This window comes from Micromonospora sp. NPDC051296 (assembly GCF_040682255.1).
GTDB lineage: Bacteria > Actinomycetota > Actinomycetes > Mycobacteriales > Micromonosporaceae > Micromonospora > Micromonospora craterilacus.
Window position 1 is genome coordinate 1 of record NZ_JBFBAO010000045.1, and the last position, 13681, is coordinate 13681.

11 protein-coding genes are annotated in these 13681 nt (G+C 72.4%); 6 read left to right on the forward strand and 5 right to left on the reverse strand.

The features are described 5' to 3' along the window. Positions 1–211: 211 nt before the first annotated feature. Positions 212–862 (forward strand): helix-turn-helix domain-containing protein, encoded by a 651-nt coding sequence (locus AB0M52_RS07795; protein WP_363950397.1) that lies wholly within the window; start codon positions 212–214, stop codon positions 860–862. Positions 863–896: 34 nt separating this feature from the next. Here AB0M52_RS07795 and AB0M52_RS07800 read toward each other — a convergent pair whose 3' ends face one another. Next, complete coding sequence (locus tag AB0M52_RS07800) at positions 897–1313, reverse strand: VOC family protein (RefSeq protein ID WP_363950351.1); 417 nt, start codon at positions 1311–1313, stop codon at positions 897–899. A 189-nt stretch (positions 1314–1502) separates the two neighbouring features. Here AB0M52_RS07800 and AB0M52_RS07805 point away from each other — a divergent pair, with 189 nt between their 5' ends. From AB0M52_RS07805 to AB0M52_RS07820, 4 genes are all read left to right on the forward strand, one after another. Continuing rightward, the gene (locus tag AB0M52_RS07805) at positions 1503–1652 is read left to right on the forward strand and encodes a hypothetical protein (protein ID WP_155220336.1); all 150 of its coding nucleotides are present in this window, start codon (positions 1503–1505) and stop codon (positions 1650–1652) included. Positions 1653–1661: 9 nt separating this feature from the next. Further along, entirely contained in the window at positions 1662–3113 is a 1452-nt protein-coding gene (locus AB0M52_RS07810) for a class I SAM-dependent methyltransferase (RefSeq protein WP_363950355.1), read from the forward strand. Positions 3114–3135: 22 nt separating this feature from the next. Further along, positions 3136–5160, forward strand: a complete 2025-nt coding sequence (locus AB0M52_RS07815) for a sulfatase-like hydrolase/transferase (protein ID WP_363950399.1) — start codon at positions 3136–3138, stop codon at positions 5158–5160. Positions 5161–5423: 263 nt separating this feature from the next. Next, entirely contained in the window at positions 5424–6707 is a 1284-nt protein-coding gene (locus AB0M52_RS07820) for a citrate synthase (protein ID WP_363950357.1), read from the forward strand. A gap of 135 nt (positions 6708–6842) precedes the next feature. Here the strand turns inward: AB0M52_RS07820 and AB0M52_RS07825 are convergent, their stop codons facing one another. From AB0M52_RS07825 to AB0M52_RS07835, 3 genes are all read right to left on the reverse strand, one after another. After that, on the reverse strand, positions 6843–7511 hold the full coding sequence (locus AB0M52_RS07825; protein WP_363950360.1) for a fasciclin domain-containing protein: 669 nt from the start codon (positions 7509–7511) through the stop codon (positions 6843–6845). Positions 7512–7603: 92 nt separating this feature from the next. Further along, on the reverse strand, positions 7604–9727 hold the full coding sequence (locus AB0M52_RS07830) for a M14 family zinc carboxypeptidase (RefSeq protein WP_363950363.1): 2124 nt from the start codon (positions 9725–9727) through the stop codon (positions 7604–7606). Positions 9728–9874: 147 nt separating this feature from the next. After that, the gene (locus AB0M52_RS07835) at positions 9875–10531 is read right to left on the reverse strand and encodes a response regulator transcription factor (protein ID WP_363950366.1); all 657 of its coding nucleotides are present in this window, start codon (positions 10529–10531) and stop codon (positions 9875–9877) included. Positions 10532–10797: 266 nt separating this feature from the next. On the opposite strand from AB0M52_RS07835, the gene AB0M52_RS07840 reads away from it, so the two are divergent. Continuing rightward, positions 10798–11973, forward strand: a complete 1176-nt coding sequence (locus AB0M52_RS07840; RefSeq protein ID WP_363950369.1) for a serine hydrolase domain-containing protein — start codon at positions 10798–10800, stop codon at positions 11971–11973. A 137-nt stretch (positions 11974–12110) separates the two neighbouring features. Here AB0M52_RS07840 and AB0M52_RS07845 read toward each other — a convergent pair whose 3' ends face one another. Further along, positions 12111–13514, reverse strand: coding sequence for a glycosyltransferase family 4 protein (locus AB0M52_RS07845; protein WP_363950372.1), 1404 nt, complete (start codon positions 13512–13514; stop codon positions 12111–12113). Between the last annotated feature and the right edge of the window lie 167 nt (positions 13515–13681).

Genomic DNA, 13681 nt, shown 5'->3' on the forward strand with positions numbered 1-13681 from the left:
AAACGCTCGGCTGGGACACCCCAGCCGAACGTCTCGCTAAGCTCCTAGCCGTCACCGGCTAGACCACCATGTTGCAACGACCCCTCGAATCCGCCGCCTCGTGCATAGCAGGGGGCCCTGGTTAACGAACGTGCGGTGCGCTTCCGGTGTCGCACGGGCGTGGCAGGCTGGCGGCGTGTACCGGGAACGACCCGTCGGCATCGCCGGCGCGATGCTGTGGACCAGCACCGCGCCGGCCGGGCCCGCGCCCACCCGGGTGCTGCCGGACGGCTGCCTCGACCTGCTCTGGTCCAGCCGGGCCGGGCTGCTGGTGGCCGGGCCGGACCGCACCGCCTTCGTCAGCGTGAGCACGCCGGGGGAGCGCTGGGTCGGGTTGCGGCTGCCGCCCGGGGTCGGCCCGGCGGTGCTCGGCGTCCCCGCGATCGAGCTACGGGACCGGCGGGTCCCGCTGGCGGACCTGTGGGGCGCTCGGCAGGCCGCGACGCTCGCCGACCGGGCCGGGACCGCCGCGGCCGCCGTCCTGGTCGAGGTGGCCGCGCGGCGGCTGCGCGCCGCCGGCGGCCCGGACCCGCTCGGCCCGCGGGTGGCCGCCTCGCTGGCCGCCGGCGCCACGGTGACCGCGACCGCCGCCGAGGTCGGCCTCGACCCGCGCGGACTGCACCGGCGCAGCCGGCACCTGTTCGGGTACGGCCCGAAGACCCTCGCCCGGATCCTGCGGATGCGCCGGGCCCTCGCGTTGGCCCGCACGGGAGTACCACTGGCCGAGGTGGCCGCCCGCAGCGGCTACGCCGACCAGGCCCACCTCACCCGGGACGTCCGCGCCCTGACCGGCGTACCCCCGACGACGCTCCTGCCCCGCTGACCGGGCAGCCGAAGGGTCGAGGCGTCCGCCAATCTCACGATCGACTGGGCTCGGCGGGGGTGGGGAGCGGGGCGAAGAGGTCGACGGCGTTGCCATCGGGGTCGTGCAGGACGGCGTAGCGCTGGGACCAGGGGGCGTCCCAGGGCGCGAGGTGGCCGTGGGCGCCGGCGGCGGTGAGTTCGGCGTACCAGCGGTCGACCTCGGCGGGGTCGGCGCAACGGAAGGCCAGGGCCGTCCGGGGGCTGCCGGCCGGCGGGGTCCAGTCCGGGTCGAAGGAGCGGATCGTCGTCACGTCGTCCCAGGCGAGCCGGAGGCCACCCGGGAGGGTCACCTCCACGTGCGGCGTGCTCTCCGCGCCGGCCGGGATGTCGATCCCGAGCCGGCGGTAGAAGTCCAGCGTGCGGGCCATGTCGGTGGTGACCAGGCCGACCATGTCGAGGTGTGGAGTCATGGCGGCAGGCTACGTCCGGCCGGACGGGACCGTCTTGAACGAAACGGACGCCGGCAACTGGGCGTTGTGCCCGACATGACAGCGGAGAGCGGCGTACGGTGGCATAAGTCCCGGCTGCACCGCCCATGTCCGAAATGTGAGTGACCGTGGTGAACGCCGGAGTCGAGACGGCGAGGGAAGGAGAGGTCGGTGAACCACCTGGCCTATCTGGACGCGGGATCCGGCAGCCTGATCGTGCAGGCGGTGGTCGGCGGGATCGCCGGCGTCGCGGTGGCGGCCAAGCTGTACTGGCGCAGACTCGTCAGCCGGTTCCGCCGCCAGCCCACCGACCAGAGCTGATCCGCCGGAATGGCGATCCCGCACCTCGGCCGGTCGTCGCAACCGGCCCCGCTCGACGCCGACCTGCGGGCCGAGCCCGGCTCGTTCCGCGACCCGGCCAACCGGGTCTTCCACGCCGGTGACGACGTGTTGCGCGCGCTCGACGAGACGGCGGCCGTGCACTGGCGCGCCCTGGCCGGCAGCGCCTTCTTCCCGCCGCTGCTCGCCGCCGGCAAGATCTGCGGCACCGAGGAACTGCCGGCGGGATCGGCACCCGCGGCGTGGGCGGCAGTGCTGCGGCACGAGCGTATCCCGTTCGTCTCCCACCCGTACGAGTGGTCCTTCTCGATGCTGCGGGACGCCGCGCTGCTGCACCTGGAGATCCTCCGGGCGGCCCTGCCGGCCGGCTTCACCACCAAGGACGGCTCGGCGTACAACCTGCAGTGGCGTGGCACCGACCCGGTCTTCATCGACGTGGGTTCGTTCGCTCCGCTGCGCGACGGCGAGCCGTGGGCCGGCTACCGGCAGTTCTGCCAGACCCTGCTCTACCCGCTGCTGCTCGGCGCCCACCTGGGGCTGGACTTCCAGCCCTGGCTGAGGGCCCGGGTCGACGGCATCGAACCGGACCAGATGGGTCGACTCTTCGGTGGCCTGCGGCGGTTGCTGCCCGGCGTGCTGACCCACGTCCACCTGCACGGCAGCGTGCAACGGCGCAACGCCGCCACCAGCACCGCCGACGTGCGGGCCCAGCTGCGCGCCGCCGGCTACACCCGCGAGCTGGCGCTGGCCACCGTACGCGGGATGGAGAAGCTGGTCCGGCGCCTGGATCACCAACCGCCCGCCAGCCACTGGGTGGACTACCAGCGCACCTGCGGCTACTCCGCCGACGACCGGGCGGGCAAGGAGCGGTTCGTCACCGACGCGCTGACCGGCCCCGGCCGGCGCCGGCTCGTGCTCGACCTGGGGGCCAACGACGGCCGTTACTCCCGGCTCGCCGCCCGGCACGCCGACTACGTCGTCGCGGTGGAGCAGGACCCGGCCGTGGTCGACCGGCTCTACCGTGCCCTGCAAGGCGAGGGCGAGCGGCGGGTGTTGCCGCTGGTGATGGACCTGGCCGATCCGTCACCCGGCGGCGGCTGGCGCGGTGTCGAGCGGGCCTCGTTCGCCGCCCGGGCCGGCGCGGACGTGGTGCTGGCCCTGGCCCTGGTGCACCACCTGGCGATCGGGCGCAACGTGCCGCTGCCCGAGGTGGTGTCCTGCCTCGCCGGCCTGGCCGCGCCCGGCGGCCGGCTGGTGGTGGAGTTCGTCCACCCCGAGGACCCGATGGCCGGCCGGCTGCTGGCCAACAAACCCGACGGGATCTTCCCCGGCTACCGGCGGGACGCCTTCGAGACGCTGCTCGCCGCCCACGGCACGGTCGAGGACCGGCTGGAGCTGCCCTCGGGCACCCGGACCCTCTACCGGGTGGCTCTGGGTGGCTGACCGCCCGGCGACCCGTTGGTTCATGGTCGCGGCGGCGGCGCGTCGCCGGTGGTGGGGGTGGGGATGGGGCGGCTGGCGGGCCGAGACCGGCCGGCTGCTGGAGGTCGCGGCGCTGGTCGGGCTGGTGATCACCCAACCGCTGCTGGACGTCCTCGGCCGCAGCCCGGACTTCTTCCTGTTCCACCGCGCCGAGCGGCGCGAGATCCTGCTGCTGGTGGCCCTGATCGCGGTGGTGCCGACGGCGGCGCTCGGACTGCTCGGCCTGGCGTCCGGGCTGGCCGGCCGGCCCGTCCGGACGGCGACGCACGCCCTGCTGGTGGGCCTGCTGATCGCCGCGCTCGCGGTGCAGGTCGGCCGGCACGTCACGCCGCTACGGGGCGTACCGCTGCTGGTGGCGGCGGTGGCGGTCGGCACCGCCGGGGTGGTCGCGTACCGGCGGTGGCGGGCTCCCGGCCGGGTGCTGCGACTGGCCGGCGTCGGGCCGCTGGTCTTCGTCGGGCTGTTCCTGTTCGTCTCGCCGACCGCGCCGGTCGTGCTGCCGCGCGGCGACGGCGGTGCGGCCGGCACGGCCACCGGCAACATCCACCCGCCGGTGGTCATGCTGATCCTCGACGAACTGCCGCTGGTCTCCCTGCTCGGCCCGGACGGCGGCATCGATGCCGCCCGGTTCCCGCACTTCGCCGAGCTGGCCGCCGGCTCGACCTGGTACCGCAACGCCACCGGGGTGAGCGGCTGGACGCCGTACGCGCTGCCGGCGATGCTGACCGGCCGCTACCCGGCGGAGGCGGTCGCCCCGCACTACTCGCACTACCCGGACAACCTCTTCACCGCCTTCGGCGGGTTGTACGACATCCGCGCCGAGGAGAGCATCACCCGGCTCTGCCCGCCCAGCCGCTGCGAGCAGCCGGTCACCCCGGAACAGGGGCTCGGTGTGCTGGTCCGTGAGACGGGCAGGTTGGCGCGGCAGCTGACCGCGCCGGACGACAGCCGCGTCGACCCGGAGGACTCCTACCGCGAGCGCACCGCCGAGGAGGCGGGCATCGACGCCGCCGAGCCGGTGCCGACCGACCCGAAGTTCCGCTGGGACAGCCTCACTGTCAACCAGCCGGCCCGGTTCACCAGCTTTTTGCGGGGCCTGACCCCCTCGCCCCGGCCGACGCTGCACTTCCTGCACCTGCTGATGCCGCACTCACCGTGGGCGTACCTGCCCTCAGGTGCGCGCTACGAGGCGCCTGAGGACTTCCCCAACGAGGGCGACGGGTGGGTGGACCTGGCCCGTGAGCGCCACCTGGCGCAGCTCGGCTACACCGACCGGCTGATCGGCGAGACGCTGCGGACCCTGCGCGACAACGGCCTGTGGGACCAGGCGCTGGTGGTGGTCACCGCCGACCACGGGGTCAGCTTCACTAAGGGGGCGCAGGGGCGGGGGCTGGACGCCATCCGGGCCGCCGCCGACGAGGTGGCCTGGGTGCCGATGTTCGTCAAGACGCCGGGGCAGCGCACCGGGCGGGTCGACGACCGCAACTGGGAACACGTCGACCTGCTGCCGACCATCGCCGACGAGGCGGCCATCCGGCTGCCCTGGCGGGTCGACGGCCGTTCCGCCCGGCAGGCCCCGCGTACCGACCCGGGCAAGGTGTTCTACGACCGGCCGGCCGAACCGGTCCCGGTCACCGGCGGGGTGCCCGCGGCGTCGCCGCCGCCGGCCCCGTATCCGCTGGTGGGCCGCACCGTGGGCGTCGCGCCGGCCGGTGGCAGCGCCCGGGTCGGCGGGCTGGACGCCTTCCGCGCCGTGGACCCGGACGAGGGCCGGCTGCCGGCGATGATCTGGGGCACCGTGCCCGATCGGGTCGCCGACGGTACATCCCTGGCGGTGGCCGTGAACGGCACCGTCGCCGCCGTGGTTCCGGTGGTCGCCCCGGACCCGGGCGGGCGCCGCTTCGCCGCGTTGCTCGCCGACGACCGGCTCTTCCACGCCGGTGCCAACCGGCTCGACCTGTACCTGGTCGACGCCGGTGGCGGGCTGCGCCACCTGGCGCTGTCCTGAGCCCACCCGGCGGCGTCCCGAACCGGCCCTCCTGAGCCGCTTTCCTGAGTCGCCGCACAGTTCCGCCGGCCCGTGTGCTTCCACGCTCCGTGTGCCTCGCTGTCACCGTCTGCCCTGGTCGTCGGGGTTTCCCCGCCCCACGGTCGGGAATCGGGTGACGCAGACCTCACCGCCGAACCACGGCGGGCGGTGTCGCCGCAACCGCAATTACGGTAGAAGCGAAGGCAATTCAACGTAGATCTGCCGGCGAAGTGAGGAACCACATGACGGAAGTCAAGCTCGATCACTCCGGCGGGCAGCTGTCGATGCCGGTACATTCCGCGGTCGAGGGCCCCGCCGGCATCGGTGTGGGCAAGCTGTTGAAAGAAACCGGGATGACGACGTACGACCCCGGGTTCGTCAACACCGCCGCCTGTTCGTCCGCGATCACCTACATCGACGGCGACGCCGGCATCCTGCGCTACCGCGGCTACCCGATCGAGCAACTGGCCGAGAAGAGCTCCTTCCTGGAGGTCTCCTACCTGCTGATCTACGGTGAGCTGCCGACCAGCGACCAGTTGACCGAGTTCACCGAGCGGGTCCGCCGGCACTCGCTGCTGCACGAGGAGATGCGCCGGTTCTTCGACGGCTTCCCCCGGGACGCGCACCCGATGGCCGTGCTCTCCTCGGCGGTCAGCGCCATCTCCACCTTCTACCAGGACAGCCTGGACCCGTTCGACGCCGAGCACGTGGAGATGTCCACGTTCCGGCTGATGGCGAAGGTGCCCACCATCGCCTCGTACGCCTACAAGAAGTCCATCGGGCAGCCGCTGCTCTACCCGGACAACTCGCTGGGCTACGTGGAGAACTTCCTGCGGATGACGTTCGGTGTGCCGGCGGAGCCGTACGAGGTCGACCCGGTGATGGCCCGGGTGCTGGACATGCTGTTCGTCCTGCACGCCGACCACGAGCAGAACTGCTCCACGTCGACCGTGCGGCTGGTCGGCTCCAGCAACGCCAACCTGTTCGCCTCGGTCTCCGCCGGCGTCAACGCCCTGTTCGGGCCGCTGCACGGCGGTGCCAACCAGGCGGTGCTGGAGATGCTGGAGCGGATCCAGGCCGACGGCGGCGACGTGCAGTCCTTCGTCCGCAAGGTCAAGGACAAGCAGGACGGCGTCAAGCTGATGGGCTTCGGCCACCGGGTCTACAAGAACTACGACCCGCGCGCCGCGATCGTCAAGAATGCGGCCCAGGACGTGCTCGGCCGGATGGCCAAGCCGGATCCGCTGCTGGACATCGCGATGCAGCTGGAGGAGATCGCCCTCGCCGACGACTTCTTCGTCTCCCGGCGGCTCTACCCGAACGTGGACTTCTACACCGGCCTGATCTACAAGGCCATGGGCTTCCCGACGAAGATGTTCACGGTGCTGTTCGCCCTGGGCCGGCTGCCGGGCTGGATCGCGCAGTGGCGCGAGATGATCAACGACCCGGAGACCAAGATCGGCCGCCCGCGGCAGATCTACACCGGCGCCACCGAGCGGGACTACCTGCCCTTCGAGAAGCGCTGAGCTTGTAAGGAGGGGCCCCTTTTTAACGCCTCCGGTAGAGGAAGGGGCCCCTCTTAACGCGACGACGGCCGCCGCCCCGATAAGGGGTCGGCGGCCGTCGGTGTTCCGCGGGGAGGGGGTTGTGCCCCGCGGCGCTTACGAGTGGTGGTCGTCCTCGTCGGTCGCGGTGGTGGGCAGCGTGCCGAGCACGTGGTTGATGACGTGGATCCGGGCGTTGGACACCTGGTAGTCGGCGCACACCGTGTCGGCCCGGTCGTCGACACGGGCGCTCTGCCCGGTGCCGGTGACGGTGAGGCTGGTGCCGGCGAGGGTGGTCACGGTGCCGGCGGCGACCAGCTCGGCGACCGGCAGCGACCCGGTGACCACGTGGTCGCGCAGCAGACCGCGCAGCTTGTCGGTGTCGTGCAGGAGCAGTTCGTCCAGGTTCGTCCGGGAGAACTTGGCCGCGAACGCGTCGTCGGTCGGGGCGAGGATGGTCACGCCCTTCGTCCCGGTCAGCTCGGCGGCCAGACCGGTGGCCCGCACCGCCGCCTCGAAGGTGGTGAGCACGGGAATCCACTGTAGAGCCTGATCGGCGGGCTGGCTGACGAGCGAGGCCGGGTTGCCCGGCTCGTCACCGGCGGGCAGCTGGTCACAGAGCGGCCCGGCCAGGGTGACCGCGACCGGCGTCGCGGCGTCCGCCCCGCCGGATTCGCGGTCGTCCGCGCCGGTGCACCCGGTGACCGCGATCAGCAGGGTCACGGCCGCCCCGGCGAGCACGCGCCGGGCTGCCGGCGTCGCGGGCCGGAAGGGGGTGTCGGTCACGGTTTTCTCCACTCCACTGGCGGTACGAGAGGGGTACCGGCAGGCCGGGCGCGGAACCGGCCTGCCGGTACGAAGGGGCGAGGCTCAGCAGGTCACAGGCGCGCGCACTGGCTGAACTTCGGACCGCTGACCGTGTTGGCCACCTCCAGGTTGACCGGCGCGTGGGTGTTGCCGGTGCAGCTGAGCGGGCCGTTGACGGTGTTGCCGGCGACCAGCGGCGCGACGCCGGTGTTGTTGACCACGTTGACCGGGCCGTTCGTCTTGTTGCCGACCAGGACCACCGGGCCCTGGACGCCGGTGGCGTTCACCGGCCCGTGCACGGTGCTGGCGGTCAGCACGAACCCGGCCGCCCCGCTGGCGTCCACCGGGCCGTTGATCGAGCTGCCGTTGACGATCAGCGTGGCACCCGGCTGGACCTTGATCGGGCCCCGGACGGTGGCGTCGGCGAGGCAGGCCACCCCGGAGACGGTCAGCGGACCGTTGTGGGTACCGGTCAGCGTGGGCGCGATCCGCTCGCCGGCGACCAGACCCTCGGCGGCCTGACCGTCGAGCAGCAGCGGCACCAGACCCCGCTCCGGCTGGGACAGCGGGACGAGGTAACCGTCAGCGACCTTGATCACCTTCCAGCCGTGGGCGGCGAGCCGCTGGGCCACGGTGGTCTGCCGGCCGGTCGGGCCGTCGGTACGCGCACCGTTGTACTGCTCGTCGGTGAGCTTGTAGGCGCACGGCGGCTGGTTCAGGATCTGGTTCTCACCCGGAGCGTCCAGCGGCGGCGGGGTGTCGCCCGGGTGCGGCGCGGGGTGCGCCGGGATCGGGCGGGAGCCGCGGAAGACGATCCGGCCGGTGTTCGCCGACTGGAACTTGATCGCCTCGGCCCGGGCCGCGGTGATGTCGGTGACGCTGGCCCCGTGGTACGCGAAGAACTGGTTGAACGTCCACAGCGCGGAGTAGGTCTTGCGCCGGCGGTTGTTCGCGGTGTTGCTCTCGTCCGGCCGGGTCGGGCCGCCCGAGCTGCGCAGCTCCAGCAGGGAGTTGACCACGTTCTTCAGGCCGAGGGTGTTGCGCAGGATGGTCTCCTCACCCAGGCCGACGCTGGCCCCGGTGCACCCGTACGGGCAGGCCCACCAGCCGTCCTTGGCGCCCTGGGTGTACATGTGACCCTCGATCATGTCCTGCGACTCGTCGAAGATCCCCTGGGCCACGTTCTGGTGCCGCGGCGACAGCATCGGCAGGTCACCGGTGTTGGTGTTGCCGTACTCGTGGCCGTCGTAGCTGGCGATCGGCCGGTAGTCGCGGACCATCTCCACGAAGGCCTGGGTCTCCGGCTGGCGGATCAGCGAGTAGTCCCGGTTCAGGTCCTGACCGGTGGAGTTGCCCCGGCTGTTGGCCGCCCGGCCGTCGCCGTTGATCGTGGGCACGATCAGCATGGTGGTCTTCGACAGCCGGTCGAGGGTGGCGGCGTCGTCGGTGAAGGCCAGCTGCCGGGCCATGATGAAGCAGGCCTCGCGGTCACCGGGCTCGTTGCCGTGCACGTTGCAGTTGACCAGCAGCGGGTTCGTCGCGGCCACGGCCTCCGGGGTCGCCGGCGGGGTCGGGTAGCCGATGACGAACATGTTGATCGGCCGGTTGTTGATGGTGCGGCCGATCTCCACCACGCGTACGCGCTCGCTCAGCTCGTCGATCGCCGCGGTGTAGGCGTACTCGTTGACGTCGCTGGTGTACTGCGCGCCCAGCGCGTCTTCCCACTGCGTACGCAGGTTCTGACCCGGGGTGTTCAGGTCGCCCCAGTGCGCCTTGGTGGCGCCGCTGACCGCGGTCGAGTAGGGCTGCGCGGTGGTACCGAAGCGGGCGCGAACCCGCCACTGGAACCGGTTGCCGGGGGCGAAGCCGGCGTCGGCGAAGGTCGGCTTGTCGTTGTTGATCTGGCGGTTCGGCCGCCAGACACCGACGATCACCGCGGTGCCGGTGGCGGTGCCGTCCTCGGCGATCGGGGTCCGCTCGATCTGGTAGTCGGTGGCTCCGTCGACGTGGGTCCAGGCCAGGGTGGCGTAACCGTCACCCTGGACGACCGTCACGTCCTGTACCTGGTTCGGCTCCGCCTGCATCTGGGCCACGGTGGCCGTCTGGCCGAACGCCTGTGCGGGCATCGCGGTCGCCGCGAGGACGGCGGCGAGCAGCGTGGAGAACACACCGGCCGTAGTCCGTCTGTATCTCAAGGGGGATCTCCAAACAGGAGGGATGGCTGGGTTCCGACCAGCACACCGCCACCGCGCCGGCCGCGGGGTCGCGAGCTGGGAATCTTGAGGATCATCTGAGATTTCCGCCGGCCGCCGAGCCGGCCCCTGGTCGATCCGCGTCGATGCTCAGCCGGCCCGCAGCCGGTAGCCGACGCCGCGTACGGTCTCCACCAGGCTCGCGTCGTCCAGCTTGCCCCGCAACGCCGCGACGTGGACGTCGAGGTTGTGCCGGGTGGCCCAGGTGGTCTGCCAGACCTCCAGTTGCAGCCGGTCCCGGGGCACCACCGTGCCCGCCTGTCGGGCCAGCGCCACCAGCAGGTCGAACTCCTTGCGGGACAGGCCGACCTCCCGGTCGGCCACCCAGACCCGCCGGGCGTCGACGTCGATGCGCAGGGGGCCGACCTGCATCGCGGTCGCCGTCCGGGCGGTGCGGGCGGTCCGGCGCATCACCGCCTCGATGCGCGCCTGCAACTCGACCATCGAGAACGGCTTCACCACGTAGTCGTCGGCGCCGGCGCGCAGCCCGGCCACCCGGTCGTGCTCCTCGGCGCGGGCGGTCACCGCGATGATGGCGACCACCTCGTCGTGCTGGCGGATCCGCCGGCACACCTCCAGGCCGTCGCGGTCGGGCAGGTTCATGTCGAGCAGGATGAGGTCGACCGGCTCCGCCTCGACCGCCTCCGCCGCCGTCACGGCCTGCACCACCTCGTGCCCCCGCCGCCGCAGCGCCGAGGCGAGGCCCGCCGAGACGCGCAGGTCGTCTTCCACCAGGAGCACCCGCACCCGCACCCTCCTCGGACTCCGCCCCGGCCAAATCCCTGCGAGTCTGTCGGATGTTAAGTGGCGGTGACCAGTGCGGATACAAGATCGTAACGGCAGAATGATCTGCCCGAACGGATCTGTCCCGGCGCGGAACAGTCGCTGGATGACCGGCCTGGTGTGGGGGTTACCCCCGAACCGATCTGGGGGGATCGCCGGATGGAAACGTATCGACGGTCTCGTACGGTCGGAATCCTGGTCATTACCCGTATTCGTTGGAGGGCCATGACATGCGAGGAAAACTCGGCCGGTGGGGCCTGACCGTCGCGTTGGCAGCGACGTTGGTCGTCACCGGTGGCGCGCCACCGGTCGCTGCGGGACCGGTCGGCGAAGACCGGCGACGGCTTCAGGTCGCGGTCGACGATCTGCACGACCTCGGCATCACCGGCGTCCAGGGGCTCACCCGGGTCGACGGTGCGACCACCCGTGCCCGAGCCGGCGTCGGCGATCTCAAGCGCGGCACGCCGGTGCCGCTCGACGGGCACTTCCGGATGGGTAGCAACACCAAGACGTTCGTCTCCGTCGTCGTCCTGCAGTTGGTCGGCGAAGGGAAGCTGTCGCTGGACGACACCGTCGAGCGATGGCTGCCGGGAGTCGTCGCCGGCAACGGCAACGACGGCCGTCGGGTCACCGTGCGCCACCTGCTCCAGCACACCAGCGGCATCTACAACTACACCAACGACGTCGCGGTACTCAGCTCGTACGAGGAGTACCTGGCGCACCGGTTCGACCATCACGAGGCCGCCGATCTGGTCGCCCTGGCGATGAAGCACGAGCCCGGCTTCGCGCCCGGCACCCGGTGGGACTACTCCAACACCAACTACATCCTCGCCGGGATGCTCATCGAGAAGGTGACCGGCCGGTCGTGGGCCACCGAGGTACGCAGCCGGATCCTCCAGCCGCTCGGGCTACGCCGGACATCGGCGCCGGGGGACCGGCCGTTCCTGCCGGCACCGCACGCCAAGGGCTACCAGCAGTGGGAACCGGGTGGCGCCCTGACGGACACCACGCTGTTCAACCCGACCGTTGCCGACGCCGCCGGAGACATGATCACCACGCCGAGCGACCTGGCGCGCTTCTGGCAGGCGCTGCAACGCGGTCAGCTGCTCAAACCTCGCCAGATGGCGCAGCTGCACGACACGGTGCTCGCCGACACGTTCCAGGACTTCATCCCCGGAACGCGATACGGCCTGGGCATCATGTACATCCCGAACCGGTGCGGCGGTTACTGGTCCCACGGCGGTGACGTGCCGGGCATGAGCACCGCCAACGGGGTCAGCGTGGACGGCCGGCGCGTGGCGGTGTTGTCGCTGACCACGCAGCTCGCCGCCGACGAAGCGGCGCTCGCCGTGTACGGCCGCACCTTCCAGCTCATGGACGACGTGATCTGTGGCGGTCGGGGATGAGCGGGTGAGCGCGCAGGCCGCTCCCGAGGTCACCGGCGGCCTCGGGAGCGGCCTGCACCTACCTGATGACGGTGCACCGCCCGGGCCGGCCCAGCCCGGGCCAGCTCCGGTCGCGACCCGCGATGGCGGTGGCCGGGTCAGCGCAGGCCGGCGGCGGCGAACAGGTTGCCGTCCGGTACCGCGGGGCGCGGACGGCCGTGGGCCATCTGCTGCGCGGCGCGTTCGGCGGTGAAGCCCGGGGCCTGTGCGATCGCCGATGCGTACGTCGCCGCGGTGCGGCTGGCGATGCCCGCCCAGCCGTACTGCTCGTGCACCATCGCCCGGGCGCGCCGGGCCAGCACCCGGGCCCGCTCCTTGTCGGAGAGCAGCGCGTGCACCGCGTCGGTCAGCGCGTCCGGGTCGTGCGGGCGGAACGTCATCCCGGTGACGCCCGGCTCGACGATCTCGGCGAGCCCGCCGGTCTCGGCGACCGCGAGCGGTGCGCCGGCGGCGGCGCCCTCCAGCGCCACCATGCCGAACGGCTCGTAGATGCTGGGCACCGCGAAGCAGTCCGAGGCGGCCATCACCGCGGGCAGGTCGGTGCCGCCGAGGAAGCCGGGCAGGCTGACCGTGCCGGCCAGGCCGAGCCGGTGCACGTCGGCCTCCAGCTCACCCCGGTACGGGCCGTCGCCGACGATCACCGCGCGCAGCCCCGGGTGCCGGTCGCGCAACCGGGGCAGCCCGGCGAGCAGGTGCTGCACACCCTTCTCGTACACCAGGCGGCCGGCGAAGGTGACCAGCGGGCCGTCCCCGGCGAACCGGGCCCGGGCCTCGGCCACCGCGCTGGCCGACACTCGCCAGCGGTGCGGTTCCACCCCGTTGGGCACCACGTCGACCCGGCCGGCCGGCACGCCGAACAACCCGGTCACCTCGTCGCGCATGTAGCCGGAGCAGACCACCACCCGGGTCGACTCGGTGCCGAGCCACTGCTCCACGCCGTGGATGGTGCGGTTCATCTCTGCGGGCAGCCAGCCCTGGTGCCGGCCGGCCTCGGTGGCGTGGATGGTGCTGACCAGCGGCAGGTCGAGGTGCTCGCGCAGGGTCATCGCGGCGTGCGCGACCAACCAGTCGTGGGCGTGGATCACGTCGTACCCGCCGGCGGAGGCGGCGCGCAGGGCGGCCCGGGTCAGCGTGTGGTTGAACGCCATCGTCCAGGCCAGCAGGCTCTCAGTGGCCAGCGGGAAGGTCACCGGGTCCTCGGCGGCCCGCACCACGCGTACCCCGTCGACGTATTCCTCCAGCGGGGCGCCCTCGGCGTGCCGGGTGACGACGGTGACCTCGTGGCCGGCGGCGGCCAGGGCCACCGACAGGGCGTGCACGTGCCGGCCGAGGCCGCCCACGAGCACCGGCGGGTACTCCCACGACAGCATCAGGATGCGGTGGGTACGCGGCGGGGTGGCCGGCCCGGGCTGCGCCGGGAGCTGGGGTCGCGAGGTGAGGGTGGGCCGGTGGACTCGGTCCGTGGCGGTGGCGGCGCGCCCGCCGACCCGCAGGGTCGTCACATCAGTCTCCGTCTAGGCAGGAGGGATCGCGCCGGCGTCGATGGCGGCGAGCGGGGGACAGCGTTGGGTTTCGGACACCCGGCTGCGCGTCCAGCGGTGCGAGGATCAGGGACGCGGCTGCGCGTCGTCATGCGGGGAGGAGCGAAGGCGAGCGGCCCGGGTGAGGC

Bases quoted from the DNA above. Each gene is read 5' to 3' on its own strand.
- AB0M52_RS07795 (WP_363950397.1), top strand. From the start codon at position 212: ATGCTGTGGACCAGCACCGCGCCGGCCGGGCCCGCGCCCACCCGGGTG.
- AB0M52_RS07815 (WP_363950399.1), top strand. From the start codon at position 3,136: ATGGTCGCGGCGGCGGCGCGTCGCCGGTGGTGGGGGTGGGGATGGGGC.
- AB0M52_RS07800 (WP_363950351.1), bottom strand. From the start codon at position 1,313: ATGACTCCACACCTCGACATGGTCGGCCTGGTCACCACCGACATGGCC.
- AB0M52_RS07840 (WP_363950369.1), top strand. From the start codon at position 10,798: ATGCGAGGAAAACTCGGCCGGTGGGGCCTGACCGTCGCGTTGGCAGCG.
- AB0M52_RS07810 (WP_363950355.1), top strand. From the start codon at position 1,662: ATGGCGATCCCGCACCTCGGCCGGTCGTCGCAACCGGCCCCGCTCGAC.
- AB0M52_RS07820 (WP_363950357.1), top strand. From the start codon at position 5,424: ATGACGGAAGTCAAGCTCGATCACTCCGGCGGGCAGCTGTCGATGCCG.